20 protein-coding genes and 1 tRNA gene are annotated in these 18,092 nt (G+C 63.4%); 16 read left to right on the plus strand and 5 right to left on the minus strand.

Translation table 11 applies throughout. From position 1 onward, the window contains the following. The first annotated feature begins 194 nt into the window (after positions 1-194). Positions 195-1,181, plus strand: coding sequence for an AraC family transcriptional regulator (locus XH91_RS16235; protein WP_245477338.1), 987 nt, complete (start codon positions 195-197; stop codon positions 1,179-1,181). Positions 1,182-1,183: 2 nt separating this feature from the next. Here XH91_RS16235 and pepT read toward each other — a convergent pair whose 3' ends face one another. Further along, positions 1,184-2,431 carry a peptidase T gene (gene pepT / locus XH91_RS16240; protein ID WP_128951500.1) on the minus strand — a complete coding sequence of 416 codons (1,248 nt, stop codon included), beginning with the start codon at positions 2,429-2,431 and terminating at the stop codon, positions 1,184-1,186. A 118-nt stretch (positions 2,432-2,549) separates the two neighbouring features. Continuing rightward, positions 2,550-2,879 (minus strand): HU family DNA-binding protein, encoded by a 330-nt coding sequence (locus XH91_RS16245; RefSeq protein ID WP_128951501.1) that lies wholly within the window; start codon positions 2,877-2,879, stop codon positions 2,550-2,552. A 233-nt stretch (positions 2,880-3,112) separates the two neighbouring features. On the opposite strand from XH91_RS16245, the gene XH91_RS16250 reads away from it, so the two are divergent. Continuing rightward, a tRNA-Asp gene (locus tag XH91_RS16250) sits at positions 3,113-3,189 on the plus strand. A 191-nt stretch (positions 3,190-3,380) separates the two neighbouring features. Here the strand turns inward: XH91_RS16250 and XH91_RS16255 are convergent. Beyond that, positions 3,381-3,584, minus strand: coding sequence for a hypothetical protein (locus tag XH91_RS16255; protein ID WP_128951502.1), 204 nt, complete (start codon positions 3,582-3,584; stop codon positions 3,381-3,383). Between the two features lie 209 nt (positions 3,585-3,793). Here XH91_RS16255 and XH91_RS16260 point away from each other — a divergent pair, with 209 nt between their 5' ends. Further along, on the plus strand, positions 3,794-4,657 hold the full coding sequence (locus XH91_RS16260; RefSeq protein ID WP_128951503.1) for an alpha/beta fold hydrolase: 864 nt from the start codon (positions 3,794-3,796) through the stop codon (positions 4,655-4,657). A gap of 7 nt (positions 4,658-4,664) precedes the next feature. Here XH91_RS16260 and XH91_RS16265 read toward each other — a convergent pair whose 3' ends face one another. Then, positions 4,665-5,957 carry a spinster family MFS transporter gene (locus tag XH91_RS16265; RefSeq protein ID WP_128951504.1) on the minus strand — a complete coding sequence of 431 codons (1,293 nt, stop codon included), beginning with the start codon at positions 5,955-5,957 and terminating at the stop codon, positions 4,665-4,667. A 57-nt stretch (positions 5,958-6,014) separates the two neighbouring features. Next, positions 6,015-7,205, minus strand: a complete 1,191-nt coding sequence (locus tag XH91_RS16270) for an aromatic ring-hydroxylating dioxygenase subunit alpha (RefSeq protein WP_128951505.1) — start codon at positions 7,203-7,205, stop codon at positions 6,015-6,017. Positions 7,206-7,399: 194 nt separating this feature from the next. Between XH91_RS16270 and XH91_RS16275 the strand changes: the two genes are divergently transcribed. From XH91_RS16275 to XH91_RS16335, 13 genes are all read left to right on the plus strand, one after another. After that, on the plus strand, positions 7,400-7,915 hold the full coding sequence (locus tag XH91_RS16275) for a MarR family winged helix-turn-helix transcriptional regulator (protein ID WP_128951506.1): 516 nt from the start codon (positions 7,400-7,402) through the stop codon (positions 7,913-7,915). 171 nt (positions 7,916-8,086) lie between these two features. After that, positions 8,087-10,336: a TonB-dependent siderophore receptor gene (locus XH91_RS16280; RefSeq protein ID WP_128951507.1), complete on the plus strand. Its 2,250-nt coding sequence runs from the start codon at positions 8,087-8,089 to the stop codon at positions 10,334-10,336. 22 nt (positions 10,337-10,358) lie between these two features. Next, positions 10,359-11,495, plus strand: coding sequence for a PepSY-associated TM helix domain-containing protein (locus tag XH91_RS16285; protein ID WP_128951508.1), 1,137 nt, complete (start codon positions 10,359-10,361; stop codon positions 11,493-11,495). Next, entirely contained in the window at positions 11,492-11,725 is a 234-nt protein-coding gene (locus XH91_RS16290) for a hypothetical protein (protein ID WP_128951509.1), read from the plus strand. The genes XH91_RS16285 and XH91_RS16290 overlap by 4 nt, the downstream gene beginning before the upstream one ends. A 249-nt stretch (positions 11,726-11,974) precedes the next feature. Further along, on the plus strand, positions 11,975-12,340 hold the full coding sequence (locus XH91_RS16295; protein WP_092290902.1) for an NADH-quinone oxidoreductase subunit A: 366 nt from the start codon (positions 11,975-11,977) through the stop codon (positions 12,338-12,340). Continuing rightward, positions 12,331-12,918: a NuoB/complex I 20 kDa subunit family protein gene (locus tag XH91_RS16300; protein ID WP_164934100.1), complete on the plus strand. Its 588-nt coding sequence runs from the start codon at positions 12,331-12,333 to the stop codon at positions 12,916-12,918. Before XH91_RS16295 ends, XH91_RS16300 begins: the two co-directional genes overlap by 10 nt. Before the next feature lie 11 nt (positions 12,919-12,929). Continuing rightward, positions 12,930-13,544 (plus strand): NADH-quinone oxidoreductase subunit C, encoded by a 615-nt coding sequence (locus XH91_RS16305; RefSeq protein ID WP_128951511.1) that lies wholly within the window; start codon positions 12,930-12,932, stop codon positions 13,542-13,544. A 2-nt stretch (positions 13,545-13,546) separates the two neighbouring features. Continuing rightward, positions 13,547-14,743: an NADH-quinone oxidoreductase subunit D gene (locus tag XH91_RS16310; protein ID WP_128951512.1), complete on the plus strand. Its 1,197-nt coding sequence runs from the start codon at positions 13,547-13,549 to the stop codon at positions 14,741-14,743. Further along, the gene (locus XH91_RS16315; protein WP_164934099.1) at positions 14,743-15,705 is read left to right on the plus strand and encodes an FkbM family methyltransferase; all 963 of its coding nucleotides are present in this window, start codon (positions 14,743-14,745) and stop codon (positions 15,703-15,705) included. Before XH91_RS16310 ends, XH91_RS16315 begins: the two co-directional genes overlap by 1 nt. Before the next feature lie 10 nt (positions 15,706-15,715). Next, the gene (gene nuoE / locus XH91_RS16320; RefSeq protein WP_128951514.1) at positions 15,716-16,327 is read left to right on the plus strand and encodes an NADH-quinone oxidoreductase subunit NuoE; all 612 of its coding nucleotides are present in this window, start codon (positions 15,716-15,718) and stop codon (positions 16,325-16,327) included. Next, positions 16,327-16,527 (plus strand): hypothetical protein, encoded by a 201-nt coding sequence (locus XH91_RS16325; RefSeq protein WP_128951515.1) that lies wholly within the window; start codon positions 16,327-16,329, stop codon positions 16,525-16,527. Before nuoE ends, XH91_RS16325 begins: the two co-directional genes overlap by 1 nt. 15 nt (positions 16,528-16,542) lie before the next feature. Next, on the plus strand, positions 16,543-17,868 hold the full coding sequence (nuoF, locus tag XH91_RS16330; RefSeq protein ID WP_128951516.1) for an NADH-quinone oxidoreductase subunit NuoF: 1,326 nt from the start codon (positions 16,543-16,545) through the stop codon (positions 17,866-17,868). Positions 17,869-17,872: 4 nt separating this feature from the next. Further along, positions 17,873-18,082 (plus strand): hypothetical protein, encoded by a 210-nt coding sequence (locus XH91_RS16335; protein WP_128951517.1) that lies wholly within the window; start codon positions 17,873-17,875, stop codon positions 18,080-18,082. Positions 18,083-18,092 lie beyond the last annotated feature (10 nt).

Below are 18,092 nucleotides of genomic sequence, written 5' to 3' on the forward strand. Positions count from 1 at the left end.
GCTCGTCTGTGATCTAGGAGAGTGCTGCGGTTCCGTCTTGTGATTACGAGCCGACGATTTGGTGATTGGGGTCAATCGCGATCGTTACTGCCATGCACCATGCAAACCGCTTTAGTTCCATCCCCAGCGCATCAGGCGGGATTGCGCGATTGGCATGCGCACGCGTTCGCGACGCCGGACGAGATCTTGCACAGATGGCGTCGCGGGCAGGGCTCGCGCTCGCGCTGATCGACGAGCCGGCCCGCCGGCTCGACGTGGCCACACAGATCAAGCTGCTTGATCTGGCAGCTCATGAGCTCGGCGACGAGCATCTCGGTTTCCATCTGTCGCAGGACTTCGATCTCCGCGAGATCGGTCTCCTGTACTACGTCATGGCGTCGTCGGAGACCGTTGCGGACGCGCTTCGCAATGCCGCGCGCTATAGCACGCTGAACAACGAAGGGATTCAGCTATCCATCGATCTCGATCGCGGCACTGCGATTGCGCTGCACTATCTGGACGTCGAGCGTCAGTCCGACCGCCACCAGGTGGAGTTTTGGATCGGCGCCCTGGTACGCGTGTGCCGGCGGCTCACCAACAACCGATTGGCGCCGCAGCAGATCAGGGTGAGGCATCATCGTCCCGAACTTTCAGCCGGGCTCAAAAACTTCCTCGGCTGCGATGTCCACTTTGGATCTTATGCCGACGAGATCGTGTTTGCCGCGGGCACCGCGTCGCTTCGATCCGTCGCCGCGGACTCCTATCTCAACCGCTTGCTGTTGAATTACGCCAACGAGGCCCTTGGCAAGAGGCCACAGCCACGATCGAGCCTGCGATCTCGCGTCGAGGAGGCGATCGCTCAAGCCCTGCCACATGGGCAGGCCAATGTCGCCATGATTGCGGGACGTCTCGGCATGAGCCGCCGGACGCTCGCTCGCGCGCTGGCGGAGGAGGGCGTGAGTTTCTCGGACTTGCTCGCCGGACTACGGTTGCTGCTAGCCAAACGCTATCTGAGGGAGCGCGAACTTCCGATCTCGCAGATCGCATGGCTGCTCGGTTATCGCGAGACAAGCTCCTTCACCAACGCCTTCGCCCGCTGGACCGGCTCGACCCCGCGGCAATTTCGCATCACTCACGGCACCCGATCAAAGCCGTTTAATGGCCGGCGCGCGGTGAGTGAGCAGGGCAATCGCAGCAGGTGAGCTTAAGCCTTCTCTTCCCAGATCATCGCCAGATGCACGATGGTCTGGACCGCCTTTTCCATGTCCTGGCGGCTCACCCATTCCAGCCGCGAATGAAACGCGTGCTCGCCCGCAAAGATGTTGGGGCAGGGCAGGCCCATGAAGGAGAGACGCGAGCCGTCGGTGCCGCCGCGGATCGCGGTGCGCATCGGGCGCAGGCCGGCTCGGCGGATCGCCTCGATGGCATATTCGAGGATATGCGGGTAACGATCGATCACCTGCTTCATGTTGCGGTACTGCTCGCGCACCTCGAGCTTGTAGGTTGAGCGCGGGTACTCCTTCATCACGTCCTTGACGATGCTCTCGAGCAGGGCCTCCTTTTCCTTCAGCCCTTCCTCGGTGAAGTCGCGGACGATGAAGGCGAGCGTCGCCTGTTCCAGCGCGCCTTCGATGCCGACCGGATGCAGAAATCCCTGCTTGCCTGAGGTCGTCTCGGGCGAGCAGCCTTCCTTCGGCAGGCGCTCGACGATGGCCGCCGCGATCTTGATCGCGTGCTCCATCTTGCCCTTGGCATAGCCTGGATGGGCGCTGACGCCGGTGATGGTGATGGTGGCGCCGTCGGCGGAGAACGTTTCGTCCTCGACGCTGCCGGCGCTTTCGCCGTCCATGGTGTAGCCGAAGTCGGCGCCAAGCTTCTTGATGTCGACATTGTCGACGCCGCGGCCGATCTCTTCATCCGGCGTGAACAGGATCCTGACGGCGCCGTGCTTCACGTCAGGGTTGTTGATGAAGAAATACGCGGCATCCATGATCTCGGCGACACCGGCCTTGTTGTCGGCACCCAAGAGCGTCGTGCCGTCGGTGGTGATGATGTCGTTGCCGATCTGGTGCTTCAGCGCGGGATGCTCCGTGAAGCGGATCACCTGGCTGGTGTCGCCCGGCAGCGTGATATCGCCGCCGCGATAGTTCTTCACGATCTGCGGCCTGACGTTCTTGCCGGTGACGTCGGGCGAAGTGTCCATGTGCGAGCAGAAGCAGATCACCGGCACTTTCTTGTCGGTGTTGGCCGGGATCGTCGCGTAGACATAGCCATAATCATCGAGATGGGCGTCCGCGACGCCCATGGCCTTCAACTCTGTCACGAGAACGCGGCCGAGATCCTTTTGCTTCTCGGTCGATGGCGAGGCCGGGGAATTCGGATCGGACTGGGTGTCGATGGTGACGTAGCGCAGGAAGCGCTCGGTCACGGTATGCGTGAAGGTCAGGGACATTTCTGGTCAAACCGCCGGGGCTTTGGGGAGCAGGTGTTGGGAAGCAGCCGGTATACCAGAAAGCGGGCGGCGTTGCGGCACCGGGGACGCCGGATCAGGCTTAACGAAGCGTAAGCGCTCAGATCGCCTCTTTCAGCTCCTTGACCGGACGGAACGCGACCTTCTTGCTGGCCTTGATGTGGATCGCTTCGCCGGTGGCCGGATTACGGCCGGTCCGGGCGGCGCGCTTGCGGACCTGGAGGATGCCGAGCCCGACGATACGGACACGGTCGCCCTTCTTGAGGTGCTTGGTGATCAGGTCGACCATATCGGTCAGGACCGCTTCGGCGTGCTTCTTGGAAAGGTCCTGGCTTTCCGCGATATCGGCGGCCAGGTGCTTGAGCGTGATGGTGGCGGGAGCGGTTGCCTTCTTCGCCGAATCCTTCTTAGCCGAGTCCTTCTTCGCCATGTCTGGCCTCCTCGATTCTTGCGGGGTCCCGGGGGAAGGCCGCGGAACCTTGCAAGTAACGGAAGGCGTAGACGATTCGGGACCGGACTGACTACATCGCGGGACGGGGAAGGCGCGGTCCCCGCACGTTGGCGGCGCGATACGGGACTATTCCGGCTGCCGATGCCAACGTCCTTGACTTCACAATGTCACGCCTTTAAGTCCCCCCTCGTTCCGCGCGGACATCGCGTCACGCGGGAGTAGCTCAGTTGGTTAGAGCGCCGGCCTGTCACGCCGGAGGTCGCGGGTTCGAGCCCCGTCTCTCGCGCCATTTTTGGCAACAATCTTCCCCATTCGCTCTCACCTCAGCATGCAGACCACGCTAGCCGCGGGATCTCGGTCGGCAAGTGAAGAATTCTCTTGTTTTGTCAAGATCTTACGTGCCGACCCTCAGTCGACATGGGAAAGCAAAAGGCCGCCTCACGGCGGCCATTGCATGTCAAACCGGACCTTTTTCAGCGATTAGCGAATCTCGGAGGTGTCCGAGCTCGTGATGGCTACCGGCTTGCCGGCCTTGATCACATGGATGGACTGGGCGGTTTGGCTGAATTCGGCATTGGTGCGGGCTGCGATCCCGAAGGCGGCCACTGCGATGCCGGCCACCAGCGCCACCACCACGATCTTCAGGTGGGTACCCCGATCTGCAGAGTGAATTGAGTGGTTCATCGAAAGCCTCCCGACGGGCTTTGGCGCCGTCTGTAGGCTGATGTCTTAAGGAGCATCTGTTTCCGGATCGTTTCGCGGGTTCCGCAAAATGGTTTCATCTGGCCATTTCGTCGTGAGCCGTCTTACCTGCCGCGTAATCGCGCAGGCCCAATCCCACCGTCATGATCGCTTCCATCGGCCGCGAACTATCCGGCAAGGGAGAAGCACTCATGAACCGTCCAACCGTCCAAGCCACGTTGCTTGAAACCGCACAGCCGGCTGCGCAATCGCCATACGTGACCGCCAGAGACGGCACCAGGCTGTTCGTGCAGGACTGGGGCAGCGGGAAGCCGCTGTTGCTGCTGTCGGCCTGGACCTTCGACGGCAGCATTTGGGGCAGCCACGTCGATGCTCTCACTTCGAAGGGCTTTCGTTGCGTTGCGCCTGACCGGCGCGGGCATGGCCGCTCCGAGATGCCGTCCACGGGCTACGACCTGGAGACTCTGACCGACGACGTCGCCGCGGTGATCGAGGCTCGCGATCTACGCGACGTCACGCTGGTCGGCTTCTCGATGGGGACGGTCGAGGCGGTGAACTATCTCGGACGATATGGCTCGGACCGCATCGCGCGGCTGGTGCTGGTCGCGCCGACGACGCCGTTCCTGGTCCAGACCGAGGACAATCCGGATGCGGTGCCGAAGGCGATGATCGAAGCTGACCACGCAGCCATCGCCCGCGACTTCGCCAAATGGATCGCAGCGAACGAAGCGCCGTTCTTCCTGCCCGAGACACCGGAAATCACGCGCACCTGGATCCGCGAGATGATGCTGCGCGTGCCGCTGCCGGTGGCGCTGGCGTGCCGCAAGACGATCTCCTTCTCCGATCTGCGCGCGAGCGCCGCCGGGATCGATCGCCCGACACTGATCCTCCATGGCGACAAGGATGCCAGCGCGCCGCTGCCCTTGACCGGGGCCAAGACCGCCAAACTGATCAAGGGCAGCAAGCTGAAAGTCTACGAAGGCGGGCCGCATCCGCTGCCGCTGACACATGGCGAGCGGATGATTGCGGACATGCTCGCCTTCATGGTGGCTTGAGGGAGGCTCAGCTCGCCCTGACGATGTCGGCGCGGATGGTCCGCGCCGCCCAGATGAACAGAAGCGCGCCGAGCGTGGTCGTGACCGCCGCGGAGAGCAGGGAGTAGCGCACGGCGTCTGCGCCGTAGCTGCCCTTCAGTGCGTCGTTGACCACGCCGACGGCGAGGGGACCGACACCCTGGCCGAAGCAGGTCGCGGTGAGAGCGATCAGGGCGGAGGCCAGCGCCCGCATGCTGGGCTTTGCCACCGTCTGCGCGATCGCGAAGATCGGGCCCAGATGGAAGCCGACCAGGAACGAGGTCAGCGCCAGCATGGCGACCATCATCGCAAAATCCTGCGTCAGCATGCACAGCGCGAAGACGGGTCCGGCGAGGCCCGAGGTGATCGCCGGTGCCCACAGGTTCCAGCGGTCGTCGCGGCGGCTCACTCGCGCCACCACGAAGCCGCCGAGCAGCGTGCCGGCCATGCCGGCGAGCCCCTTGAAGGTGCCGGCATAGGTGCCGATCTCGGCGCTCGACAGATGGTGCACGCGCGCCAGGAACGGCGGGATCCAGGCTGCGGTTGCGTAGTTCGTGTAGGTCGTGAGGCAGAAGCCAACCAGCACGATCACAAAACTTTGCTGCGAGGCGAGGAAGCGCAGCGTCGGTCCGAGCGGCTCGGGCACGAAGCTCTCCTGCATCGCGCCCCGCTTTGGCTCGGAGATTGTCAGCCACAGGATCAGCGCCAGCAGGATGCCCGGCACGCCTGCGACATAGAAGGCCATGCGCCAGCCATAGTGCTGGTTGACATAGCCGCCGACGAAATAGCCGAGGAAGACGCCGAGATAGGTGCCGATGGCATAGATGCCGAGCGCGCGCGGGCGCTCGTTCTTGGCAAAGAGGTCGGCGACGATCGATTGCGAGGCCGGTGAGCCCGCGGATTCACCGATGCCGACGCCGATCCTCGCAAATGCGAGCGCCGTCACGCTCGACGCAGCGCCGCACAGCGCCGTCATCGCGCTCCAGAATGCAAATGCGAGTGCCACGATGTTGCGGCGGTTGAGCCTGTCGGCGACACGCGCGATTGGAATGCCGAGCAGCGAATAGAACAGCGCGAAGCCGAAGCCCGCGAGCAGGCCCATCATGGTGTCGCTGAGCTGAAATTCCTTTTTGATCGGCTCGATCAGGACGTTGAAGATCGTACGGTCGAGAAAGTTCAGCGCGTAGATGAGGGTGAGCAGGCCCAGCACGTAATAGCGCCGTGCCGTGGGTTTCTCCGCGGAGGTCGCCTGCACCGACATTTGTGACGTCATATCGACCATCGCTCCCCCCCAATCTGTCTTTGTTGTTATCGTTGGTCCAGCCCTTGTCCGGGCCGTCTAGCCTTCGCGGATGTAATTCCCCGCTTCGAACGCAACTTGCGGCGCGCTGGCGTCGAACGAAACGCCGATCGGGTCACGACCTGCTTCGATCGCTTCGAGCTGCTCGCCCAACATGCGCCGGATCATCAGGATGCCGCGGTCGCTCTGGCCGAAATGCTCCTCGGAATGAACGGTCACGGGCCCCTGGCCGACCTGGGCTTCGTAGTCGCCCGGGAATCTCTGGTGCTCTTCTTCCGTCATGTCCCACCAGAGTTTGCCGTTGAACTTCGAGCGCATGCGGCCGATGTCGCCTGCTGCCTTGACGCGGCCGGCAACATAGATGCGGAACGAGGTGTCGTCGATCGGCAGCGTCCAGCCGATCGACTCGACGCGGGCAAACTGTGCGACGCGCGGATTTGGCACGACGCGCAAGGTTGGAAGAGCGGCTTCGGTGACACGGTAAAACACACGGCCGTCGTCCTGCTTGCGGATCGAGCGCACGGCGATGCCGCGCGGCGTCTTGTCGAACGTCACCTCCGGCATCGAGGCCATCATGTTGGTGAATTGCGGCCCCGAGAACGAGCCGTGCAGCACCGGCACGTGATAGGGATCGACCACGTTCTCGAAATGCTGCAGCCAGTTGCAGGGAATGACCGCTGGTCCGCCTCCGCCGATCGAGGAATCGTCGGCCTCGACGAACTCGCCGTCGTCCATGTTTTCGAGGCACTCATAGCGCGGCAGCACCGGGCGTTTTTCCGCCGGGCCCATATAGGCGAAGATCAGGCCGTAACGCTCCTCGAGGGGGTACCAGGGCTGGCGCACCTTGTCCTTGAACTGGCCGCCATCGGGCTCGCAGGGCTGCTCCATGCAATGGCCCTCGGTGTCGAACTTCCAGCCGTGATAGCAGCAGCGGATGCCGTCCTCCTCGACCTTTCCGTAGTAGAGCGTGGTGCCGCGATGGCAGCAGCGGGCGTGAAGCAGCCCGACGCGGCCGTGCTTGTCGCGGAACAGGACCAAGTCTTCGCCGAGCGCGCGCACTTTCTTCGGCGTGTCGGTGGCGTCGCCGGTGAGCCCGACCGGATGCCAGTAGCGGCGGAGCAATTCGCCCATCGGCGTGCCGCGCACGACCGAGGTGAGCTCGGTGCGCGTATGCGCCGGCTTCATCGCATACGCCGTGCCGAGATCGCGATCCCGCTGGGTCATCGTCATGCTGGTTCCTCCCGCCACGGGCCATGAATAGGCCGGGTCGTTTCGAAGCGTTGACGCAGTGAAAAATAATTCGATGACAATGTCAACGATCTTCATGGCGCTTCTTGGTCGCGTTCGGGACAGGTTGGGGAGGTTGCGCTACCAACGTTGTACGACCACTTGGCACGTCCTGGCTTTCTTGGCAGAGGTGGGCCATGAGCCAGACATCGAGCAGGGACGGGCGTGCATCGTCCGATACGGACGACAATCATTCGCCGGCCCCGATCACCGTGATGCTGTCATCGCGGCTGATGGTGCTGGCCAATCTGCTCAAGCGCGGCGCCATCCTGCGCTACAAGCGTCTCGCCGGGTTGTCGTCGGTCGAGTTCGGACTGGTCGCCTCGCTCGGCCGGCGGCCGCCGATGAGCGTGGCGCGGCTCGCCGAAGCCGTCGGCCAGGACAAGGGCCAGATCAGCCGTGCACTGGCCGAGCTCGTCGCACGCAAGCTGATCGAGAAGTCGGCAAATCCCAGGGATAGCCGCGAGGTGCTGGTGTCGCTGACACCAGCAGGCCTCGCCGCGCATGATGTAATCGTCGAAGGCGCGCAGGAGCGCAACCGGATGCTGCTCGAGCAATTGAGCACGGACGAGCTCGAGGCGCTGCTCGCGCAGATCGATCGTCTCACCGCGACGGCGGAAGCGATGCTCGAGGCCGAAAAGATTTCGCGCTGATCTCTGCGCAATCTCCAGACATGTTGGATCGCTTCTAAGAGAAGCTCTAAGAGGCTTTCAATTAGGGGAACTGCGCGCGCTCCCCTAAGCGTCACCGCAACGCATGCTGTCCTCGGACAGGCGGCATGACGAGCAGTTGTAGATCGGGGTGGCGCGTTGAACAGTCTTGGAATGCTGCGGTCAGCCGTGTTGGCGACCGCATCCGCTTGGGTTTTGATGCCGCAGGCATCGCTTGCACAATCATCGGCATCATCTGGTGCGCAGAGCCTGCCGCCGGTGAACGTGGCCGCGCCTGAGCAGCGCCGCCGCGCTGCGGTTCGCGCGCCGCGCCGCACGCAGAGCCAGGTGGAAACGGCCAACAGCCGGAAGCCTCAGCCGCAACGCAATGTCGGAGTCGTCGAGAGCCCGCGCGGTCCGGTGCAGGGCTATGTCGCGCGCCGAAGTTCATCCGGCACCAAGACCAACACGCCGATCATGCAGACGCCGCAGGCGGTGTCGGTGATCGGTGCCGATCAGATCCGTGACCAGAAGCCGAACAAGCTCGACGAAGTGCTGCGCTATACCGCGGGTGTGCGCGCCGGCACGTTCGGCGCCGACACCCGCAACGACTGGTGGCTGATCCGCGGCTTCAAGTCAGACGACATCGGGCTGTTCCTCGACGGCCTACAGCTGTTCTACACGTCCTATGCGAGCTGGAAGCTGCAACCCTCCAACATGGAGCGCGTCGAGGTGCTGCGCGGTCCGTCGGCCGTGCTCTATGGTGGATCGAGCCCGAGCGGCATTGTCAACGTCATCAGCAAGATGCCGCCGACCGAGCCGGTCCGCTATATCGAGACCGGCGTGAACAATTTCGGCAATGCCTATGTCGGCTTCGATGTCGGCGGTCCCGTCGCAACGCAGCCTGGCAACGGCCAGTTGCTCTACCGCGTGGTCGGCCAGGTCCAGAACGGCGACACGCAGGTCAACTTCACGCCCGACAACAACTACTTCATCGCGCCATCAGTCACCTGGAAGCCGGATGCCGACACGACTCTCACTGTGCTGGCCTCGGCCTCGAAGCAGGACACCCGCGGCATCAACTTCCTGCCGTACCAAGGCACGGTGACGAGCGCGCCGTTCGGCAAGATCCCCACCAGCTTCTTCGCCGGCGATCCCAGCGTCGACAAGTTCACGCGCGAGCAGGAGATGCTCGGCTATCAGTTCGAGCACAACCTCACCGAGGATTTGACCTTCCGCCAGAATGCGCGCTTTGCGCATGTCGACCTGACCTATCGCGGCTTCGTCGGCAATGGTTGGGACAACATCAACACGGCCACGATGGGCCGCTACAATTGGTATGCGAAGAACACTGCCAACCAGGCCAATCTCGACAACCAGCTGGAGTACCGCTTCGGCACCGGTCCGGTGCGGCACACCATGCTGTTCGGGGTCGATCTGAAGGGTTATCAGATCGACGACTATCAGGCGTTCAATTTCGGCACCGTGCCGTCCATCAACGTCTTCAATCCCGCCTATGGCCTCGACATTCCGCTGACGGGCGCACCATTCCGCAACTTCCTGATCACGCAGAAGCAGGCCGGCACCTACGTCCAGGACCAGATGAAGCTTGGCAACTTCACGCTGGTGTTGAGCGGCCGCAACGACTGGGTGGAGACGTCGCAGGACGCGCGCGACAGCGGCGCTGATGTCGCCAGCCGTAGTGACAGCAGGTTCAGCGGGCGCGCCGGATTGATCTACACCTTCGACAACGGCATCGCGCCCTATGTCTCCTATGCGACGAGCTACAATCCAATCATCGGCCTCAACGCGCAGAACCTGCTGTTCCTGCCGGAGACCGGCAAGCAGGCCGAGATCGGTGTGAAGGTCGCGCCGAGGGGATTTGACGGCTATTTCACGGTCTCGGTGTTCGACCTGAAGCGGCAGAACGTGGCGACGACCGATCCCACCAATGTCCTGCTGCAGAACCAGACCGGCGAGGTGACCTCGCGCGGCATCGAGCTCGAAGCGGTCGCCAATGCCACCAAGGAGCTGAAGCTGATCGGCTCCTTCACGTCCTACCATCTGTTCACCAGCAAGGATCTCGATCCGTCGCTGATCGGCAAGACGCCGACCAACACGCCGGAGATGCTGATCTCGGGCTGGGCGGACTACACCTTCAAGGACGGACCGCTGGAGGGGTTTGGTTTCGGCGGTGGCGTTCGTTACGTGGGCTCGTCCTGGGCCGATGCCGCCAACACGCTCGAAGTTCCCGCCGTCGTGCTCGCCGATCTCGCCGTTCACTACGAATGGCAGAACTGGCGCATGGCGCTCAACGTGATCAACCTGACCGACAAGATCTACGTCGCGAGCTGCGCGTCGGCCTCTTCGTGCTTCTACGGTGACCGCCGCCGCGCCACCGCCAGCGTCTCCTACAAATGGTGATGCGGAGCGAGGGGAGGGGGTCGTGAGAGCGCGCACGGTCAGGCTCTGGTCCGTGGTCCACACCTGGACCAGCCTGGTCTCGACGCTATTCCTGCTGTTGCTCTGCCTGACCGGCCTGCCGCTGATCTTCCATCACGAGATCGACGAGCTTCTGGGCTACGCCCCCCAGCCCGCAGCTCATGCGAGCGCGGCGCGCGCGATGCCCCAGATCGTCGCCGAGGCCGCGCTCGCCGCCGATCCCGGCCGCGTCCTGCAATATGTCTCGTGGGACAAGGACGAACCCGGGATCGTGATGGCTTTCACCAACAGCACACCTGACGGTGCGCCTGACAATGCGACGGTGCGTGCCTTCGATGCCGTCTCGGCAAAACCGCTCGGGCCGGTCGGCGTCGGGCCGATGCTGATCGTGCTCAAGCTGCACACCGATATGTTCGCGGGACAAGCCGGAAAGCTGTTCCTCGGCGCGATGGGCCTGCTGTTTGCGGTCGCGATCGTCTCCGGCGTGGTGCTGTACTGGCCGTTCACCCGCCGCCTGCGCTTTGCCACCATTCGCGATCATGCCTCGCGTCGCGTCCGCTGGCTCGACTGGCACAATCTGATCGGCGTGGCGACGGTGGCCTGGGCGCTGGTGGTGGGCCTGACCGGCGTCGTCAACACCTGGGCCGAGCTGATGCTGAACCAATGGAAGGCAACCGAGCTCGCCAGCATGGTCGCGCCCTATGCCGGCAAGCCGCCGCCCGTGCGTCTCGCCTCGCTCGACGATGTCGTGGCGCGCGCGAAGCAGGCCGCGCCGGGCATGGAGATCGCCTTCATCGCGTTCCCGGGAACGCCGTTCACGTCCTCGCACCATTTCGCCGCCTTCATGCGCGGGGACACGGTCCTGACGGCTCGGCTGCTCAAGCCGGTGCTGCTCGATGGCGAAACCGGGGAGGTCGCCGCCAGCAGGGCGCTGCCGCTCTATCTCCAGGCGCTGTTGATCTCGCAGCCGCTACATTTCGGCGATTATGGCGGCATGCCGCTGAAGCTGATCTGGGCCGCGCTCGACGGGCTCAGCATCGTTGTGATCGGCAGCGGCCTGTATCTCTGGCTGGGCCGGCGGCGGAAGCGAGCGCCGGGCAATGCCGACGCATTCGCCAGGCGAGCCCCGGTCCCGTCATGATGCATGGCTCGATGGGCCGCGCGCGCCTGTGGATACGTGTCTTTGCTGCACCGGCATTGCTCGCCGCCGCGACCACCACGGGTCTGTTGGCCGCGCTGCTCTGGGGAACGGCGGGCCAGTATGTCGCCTGGGTGACAGTCGGGGCGCCGGTGGCGGTCGTCGCCGGGGTTTGGGTGCGCTGCCGTAGCCAGAAAACCCGGCCATTTTCACGGACGATCCCGGGCAAATAGCGGGGCGCGCCCAGTCGGCCGCAATCTCAGAACTGCTGCCCTGCAAAACTGTGCCCACCCTTGTCGCGTCAGGCGATCTGCTCCATACCAGCCGCGGGGTGATTCCGGGATTTCCACCGGTCTGGGAGCAGCAAAGGGCCTGAAAAGAGCGTGTCTTGCGCCCATTGGTGCACTGCGCTAAGGCTCAGAATAATTCCAAATCGGACGAATCCGTGGCTGTCCCGAGGCTGCGGGAAAAAGGGCTCGTCAATGAGCGGCATTCTACAGAACTATCTTCCACTCGTCGTCTTTATAGGGGTAGCGGCCATCATCGGCCTGGTGCTCCTGATCGCGCCCTTCATCGTGGCGTTCCAGCAGCCGGATCCGGAAAAGCTGTCGGCGTATGAGTGCGGTTTCAACGCCTTCGACGATGCCCGCATGAAGTTCGACGTCCGCTTCTATCTGGTCGCGATCCTCTTCATCATTTTCGACCTCGAGGTGGCGTTCCTGTTTCCCTGGGCGGTGGCGTTCGGCAAGCTTGGCGCGACCGGCTTCTGGTCCATGCTGGTGTTCCTCGCCGTGCTGACGGTGGGCTTCGCCTACGAATGGAAGAAAGGCGCACTCGAATGGGATTGAACCCTGCAACGTCCTCCGGTCCGGCGATCGCGCCGGCCCCCAAGGGCATCCTGGATCCGTCGACCGGCAAGCCGGTCGGGGCCAATGACCCGTTCTTCCTCGAGGTCAATTCCGAGCTGTCCGACAAGGGCTTCTTCACGGCTGCGACAGACGACCTCATCACCTGGGCGCGTACCGGCTCGCTGATGTGGATGACCTTCGGTCTCGCCTGCTGCGCGGTCGAGATGATGCAGGTGTCGATGCCGCGTTATGACGTCGAGCGCTTCGGCTTCGCTCCGCGTGCCTCGCCGCGCCAGTCCGACGTGATGATCGTCGCGGGCACGCTGACCAACAAGATGGCGCCGGCGCTGCGCAAGGTCTACGACCAGATGCCCGAGCCGCGCTACGTCATCTCGATGGGCTCCTGCGCCAATGGCGGTGGCTACTATCACTATTCCTACTCGGTCGTGCGCGGCTGCGACCGCATCGTGCCGATCGACATCTACGTGCCGGGCTGCCCGCCCACGGCGGAAGCGCTGCTCTACGGCGTGCTGCTGCTGCAGAAGAAGATCCGCCGCATCGGCACCATCGAACGCTAAGGTTTTACGTCATGGACGACGCCAAGCTCGACGCCCTGGGGCAGACGATCGTGAGCGCGCTTCCGGGCGCCGCCACCGGTCATCATGTGGCCTTCAACCAGCTCACGGTCGATGTCGAGGCCAGCAAGATCGTCGAGGTGGTCAAGTACCTCCGCGATGATCCGAACTGCCGTTTCGTCAACTTCACCGACATCACGGCCGCCGACTATCCGTCGCGCGAAAAGCGCTTCGACGTGATCTATCACTTCCTGTCACCGACCCTGAACACCCGCATCCGCCTCAAGGCCCAGGCCGACGAGACCACGCAGGTGCCGTCGTTGATCGAGGTGTTCCCCGGCGCCGACTGGTTCGAGCGCGAGGCTTACGACCTCTACGGCGTGTTCTTCGTCGGTCATCCCGACATGCGCCGCATCCTCACCGATTACGGTTTCGAGGGGCATCCGCTGCGCAAGGATTTCCCGCTGACCGGCTTCCTCGAGGTCCGCTACGACGACCAGGAGAAGCGCGTGGTGTACGAGCCGGTCCGGCTCAACCAGGAATTCCGCAAGTTCGACTTTTTGTCGCCGTGGGAGGGAGCCGACTATCCGGTTCTGCCCGGCGATGAAAAAGCAGGGCCGAAGGCTTGATCATGAACGAGCAACCCGAACAGCTTCGCAATTTCACCATCAATTTCGGCCCGCAGCATCCGGCTGCGCACGGTGTGCTGCGTCTGGTGCTGGAGCTTGATGGTGAGGTCGTCGCCCGCGTCGATCCGCATATCGGCCTGCTTCACCGCGGCACCGAAAAGCTGATCGAGCAGAAGACCTATCTGCAGGCGATCCCCTATTTCGACCGGCTCGACTACGTCGCGCCGATGAACCAGGAACACGCCTTCTGCCTCGCGGCCGAGAAGCTGCTCGGCATCGAGGTGCCGCGCCGCGGCCAGTTGATCCGCGTGCTGTATTGCGAGATCGGCCGCATCCTGTCGCACCTGCTCAACGTCACCACGCAGGCGATGGACGTCGGCGCGCTGACCCCGCCGCTGTGGGGCTTTGAAGAGCGCGAGAAGCTGATGGTGTTCTACGAGCGGGCCTCGGGCAGCCGTATGCACGCAGCCTTCTTCCGCGTCGGCGGCGTGCACCAGGACTTGCCGAAGAAGCTGGTCGACGACATCGAGGCCTGGTGCGATCCGTTCCTCAAGGTGGTCGACGACCTCGACCGCCTGCTCACCGCCAACCGCATCTTCAAGCAGCGCAACGTCGACATCGGCGTGGTGCCGCTGAAGGAAGCCTGGGAATGGGGGTTCTCCGGCGTGATGGTGCGTGGCTCGGGCGCGGCCTGGGATTTGCGCAAGTCGCAGCCCTATGAATGCTACGCCGAAATGGATTTCGACATTCCGATCGGCAAGAACGGCGACTGCTACGACCGCTACCTGATCCGCATGGAAGAGATGCGCCAGTCCGTGCGCATCATGAAGCAGTGCATCCAGAAGCTGAACGCGCCAGACGGGAAGGGCCCCGTCGTCGTCGAGGACAACAAGGTCGCGCCGCCCCGTCGTGGCGAGATGAAGCGCTCGATGGAAGCGCTCATCCATCACTTCAAGCTCTACACCGAAGGCGTTCACGTGCCGGAAGGCGAGGTCTACGCCGCGGTCGAGGCGCCCAAGGGCGAGTTCGGCGTGTATCTGATCTCCGACGGCACCAACAAGCCGTACAAGTGCAAGATCCGCGCGCCGGGCTTTGCCCATCTGCAGGCGATGGACCACATCTGCCGCGGCCATCTGCTCGCCGACGTCTCGGCCATTCTCGGCTCGCTCGACATCGTGTTCGGAGAGGTCGATCGGTGATGGCGCAGGCGCCAATCCAGTTTGACCGTGCCTCGGGGGCCCTTGAAGGGGCCAACCTGTGGGAGCGGACGGCTGCCTTGGCGCTGGTGACGGGATCGAAGATTTCGTCGCACTTCTCGCATATGGGCTACATCGCCTGCGCGAATTTGCTGCGGAAAACGCTGCCCGAGCGCAACATCGCGATCAAGCTCAACCCGGACGCCGTATTCGAATTTCCTTACGGCGACGGCTATTGGAGCAAGCTGCTCAACCGTTCCTATTGCTATGAGGATGAGCTGGAACTCTTGTTCCGCGATTCCATCGACGTCGACTACACGCTGCTCGATTGCGGCGCCAATTACGGCTACTGGTCGGTGCTGGTGTCGAGCAAGCCGTTCGGCGCGCACAAGTCGATCGCGATCGAGCCGTCGGGGCAGAACTATCCGAAGCTTGCCAACAATGCGCGCATCAACGGTGGCCGCTTCGAGACCTTGAAGTGCGCGATCGGTGCTGCCCGCGGCACCGCGCGTCTGTCCGGCACCAAGCACGAAGCCTTCAGCATCGCCGGCAGCGCGTCGGCTGGCGGTGAAGAAGTGCCTGTCCTCGCGCTCGACGACCTCATCGACGACGGCAAGGTCGCGGCATCAGGGAAGTACCTGATCAAGCTCGACGTCGAGGGCGTCGAGATCGAGGCGATCAAGGGCGGCGCCCGTCTGCTTCAGACCGACAGCGTCATCATGTGCGAGGAGCACGGCAGCGACCGCTCGCATGCGGTGTCGCGCTACATCCTCGAACAGACCCCGATGAAGCTGATCGTGCTCGATCCACGCACCAATCGGCTGGAAACCGTGACCGAGCTGTCGATCCTCGACCGCATCAAGGTCTCGACCCACGTCGGCTACAACGTTTTCGGCACCGCAAGCGCGTTCTGGCAGGACAGGATCGATGCCCTGAACGCCAAAACCGCGCGCCGCATGCAGTGAGAGATCAGATATGTCCGTTCGCCGATTAGCACCGAAAGAAGTCCAGCCCGCGAGCTTCGCGTTCACGGAGGAGAACCTCGCGTTCGCCAAGCAGCAGATCGCGAAATATCCGGCCGGACGCCAGGCCTCGGCCGTCATCGCCATCCTCTGGCGCGTCCAGGAGCAGCATGATGGCTGGGTGTCGGAGGCTGCGATCCGCGCCGTCGCCGACCTGCTCGACATGCCCTATATCCGCGTGCTCGAAGTCGCGACCTTCTACACGATGTTCCAGCTCGCACCCGTCGGCAAGAAGGCCCACGTCCAGGTTTGCGGCACCACGCCGTGCCGTCTGCGCGGCGCCGAAGATCTCATCCACGTCTGCGAGAGCCGGATCCATCACGATCCGTTCCATCTTTCCAAGGACGGCAATTTCAGCTGGGAAGAGGTGGAGTGCCTGGGCGCCTGCGTGAACGCGCCGATGGTGCTGATCGGCAAGGACACCTATGAGGACCTGACCGCGGAAAGCTTCGGCAAGGTGCTCGACGGCTTTGCGTCGGGCAATCCGCCCAAGCCCGGTCCGCAGAACGGCCGCCAGTTCTCCGCACCGATGGGCGGTCCGACCACGCTGAAGGAGAGCACCTGATGCGTGTTCTCCCTGCAATTGGAGGGAACGGGGCCGTGAAGAAATGGGGCTTCGTCGCCATGCATGCCGCCATCGCGGCCGGCTTTATGTTCCTGCTCCAGCGCTTCGCGCTACATGAATCGCAGGAAACCAGTCTGCTCTGGGCGCTGACCTTTGCCGTCTGCGCCGCCGGGCTTGCCTACAAGCAAGCCAACCGTTGATCGGAAAGCACTGACATGCTCGAGGACAAGGACCGTATCTTCAAGAACCTCTACGGCCTCCATGATTGGGGGCTCGAGGGCGCGCGGCGCCGCGGCGCCTGGGATGGTACCAAGAACATCATCGACAAGGGTCGCGACTGGATCATCAACGAGATGAAGGCCTCTGGCCTGCGCGGCCGTGGCGGCGCCGGCTTCCCGACCGGTTTGAAATGGTCCTTCATGCCGAAGGAATCGACTGACGGCCGTCCGAGTTACCTCGTCGTCAACGCCGACGAGTCGGAGCCCGGCACCTGCAAGGATCGCGAGATCATGCGGCACGATCCGCATCTCCTGATCGAGGGCTGCCTGATCGCCAGCTGCGCGATGAACGCGCACACCTGCTATATCTATGTCCGCGGCGAGTTCATCCGCGAGCGCGAGCACCTTCAGGCCGCGATCGACCAGGCCTATGACGCCAAGCTGGTCGGCAAGGACAACGTCAACGGCTGGCCGTTCGACATCTACGTCGCGCACGGCGCCGGCGCCTATATCTGCGGCGAGGAGACAGCGCTGCTCGAAAGCCTCGAAGGCAAGAAGGGCCAGCCCCGCCTGAAGCCGCCGTTCCCGGCCAATGTCGGCCTGTTCGGCTGCCCGACCACCGTGAATAATGTCGAGTCCATCGCGGTGGCTCCGGACATCCTGCGCCGTGGCGCCGCCTGGTTCGCCGGCATCGGCCGTCCGAACAATGTCGGCACAAAGCTGTTCTGCATCTCCGGCCATGTCGAGCGGCCCTGCAACGTCGAAGAGGCCATGGGCATTCCGTTCCGTGAGTTGATCGACAAGCATTGCGGCGGCATCCGCGGCGGCTGGGACAACCTCAAGGCCGTGATTCCCGGCGGCTCGTCGGTGCGCATGGTGCCGGCCGAGCAGATCATCGACACGCCGATGGATTTCGACAGTCTGAGCAAGCTGCGCTCGGGCCTCGGCACCGCGGCCGTGATCGTGATGGACAAGTCGACCGATCTGATCCGTTCGATCGCCCGCATTTCCTATTTCTACAAGCATGAGAGCTGCGGCCAGTGCACGCCGTGCCGCGAAGGCACGGGGTGGATGTGGCGCGTGCTCACCCGCATGGCCGAAGGCCGCGCCCACAAGCGCGAGATCGACATGCTGCTGGAAGTCACCAAGCAGGTCGAAGGCCACACCATCTGCGCGCTCGGCGACGCAGCGGCGTGGCCGATCCAGGGCCTGATCGCGCATTTCCGTCATGAGATCGAAGCGCGTATCGACGAATATTCGCATAAGGCCGACATCGACGATATCGGCGTCCGCGATCCCGTGAACATGGTCGCGGCGGAGTAGGGCGATGGCCAACGAACCCGACAACATTGTGCTTCAATATCTGCGTCGCTTCGACGAGAAGCTTGATCGCGTGGTCGATGAAATGCTCGACGTTAAGGTTCGGTTGACCGCGGTTGAGGAAGGGCTGGCGGGTGTAAATCGTCGGCTTGATCGTCTCGAAGGACGTGTTGAGCGGATCGAGCGAAGGCTCGACCTCGTCGAACTGCCGCACTGAGAAAGACTGA

The organism is Bradyrhizobium guangzhouense, from assembly GCF_004114955.1.
Taxonomy (GTDB): domain Bacteria; phylum Pseudomonadota; class Alphaproteobacteria; order Rhizobiales; family Xanthobacteraceae; genus Bradyrhizobium; species Bradyrhizobium guangzhouense.

Bases quoted from the DNA above. Each gene is read 5' to 3' on its own strand.
- XH91_RS16235 (WP_245477338.1), top strand. From the start codon at position 195: ATGGCGTCGCGGGCAGGGCTCGCGCTCGCGCTGATCGACGAGCCGGCC.
- pepT (WP_128951500.1), bottom strand. From the start codon at position 2,431: ATGTCCCTGACCTTCACGCATACCGTGACCGAGCGCTTCCTGCGCTAC.
- XH91_RS16245 (WP_128951501.1), bottom strand. From the start codon at position 2,879: ATGGCGAAGAAGGACTCGGCTAAGAAGGATTCGGCGAAGAAGGCAACC.
- XH91_RS16255 (WP_128951502.1), bottom strand. From the start codon at position 3,584: ATGAACCACTCAATTCACTCTGCAGATCGGGGTACCCACCTGAAGATC.
- XH91_RS16260 (WP_128951503.1), top strand. From the start codon at position 3,794: ATGAACCGTCCAACCGTCCAAGCCACGTTGCTTGAAACCGCACAGCCG.
- XH91_RS16265 (WP_128951504.1), bottom strand. From the start codon at position 5,957: ATGGTCGATATGACGTCACAAATGTCGGTGCAGGCGACCTCCGCGGAG.
- XH91_RS16270 (WP_128951505.1), bottom strand. From the start codon at position 7,205: ATGACGATGACCCAGCGGGATCGCGATCTCGGCACGGCGTATGCGATG.
- XH91_RS16275 (WP_128951506.1), top strand. From the start codon at position 7,400: ATGAGCCAGACATCGAGCAGGGACGGGCGTGCATCGTCCGATACGGAC.
- XH91_RS16280 (WP_128951507.1), top strand. From the start codon at position 8,087: ATGCTGCGGTCAGCCGTGTTGGCGACCGCATCCGCTTGGGTTTTGATG.
- XH91_RS16290 (WP_128951509.1), top strand. From the start codon at position 11,492: ATGATGCATGGCTCGATGGGCCGCGCGCGCCTGTGGATACGTGTCTTT.
- XH91_RS16295 (WP_092290902.1), top strand. From the start codon at position 11,975: ATGAGCGGCATTCTACAGAACTATCTTCCACTCGTCGTCTTTATAGGG.
- XH91_RS16300 (WP_164934100.1), top strand. From the start codon at position 12,331: ATGGGATTGAACCCTGCAACGTCCTCCGGTCCGGCGATCGCGCCGGCC.
- XH91_RS16305 (WP_128951511.1), top strand. From the start codon at position 12,930: ATGGACGACGCCAAGCTCGACGCCCTGGGGCAGACGATCGTGAGCGCG.
- XH91_RS16310 (WP_128951512.1), top strand. From the start codon at position 13,547: ATGAACGAGCAACCCGAACAGCTTCGCAATTTCACCATCAATTTCGGC.
- XH91_RS16315 (WP_164934099.1), top strand. From the start codon at position 14,743: ATGGCGCAGGCGCCAATCCAGTTTGACCGTGCCTCGGGGGCCCTTGAA.
- nuoE (WP_128951514.1), top strand. From the start codon at position 15,716: ATGTCCGTTCGCCGATTAGCACCGAAAGAAGTCCAGCCCGCGAGCTTC.
- XH91_RS16325 (WP_128951515.1), top strand. From the start codon at position 16,327: ATGCGTGTTCTCCCTGCAATTGGAGGGAACGGGGCCGTGAAGAAATGG.
- nuoF (WP_128951516.1), top strand. From the start codon at position 16,543: ATGCTCGAGGACAAGGACCGTATCTTCAAGAACCTCTACGGCCTCCAT.
- XH91_RS16335 (WP_128951517.1), top strand. From the start codon at position 17,873: ATGGCCAACGAACCCGACAACATTGTGCTTCAATATCTGCGTCGCTTC.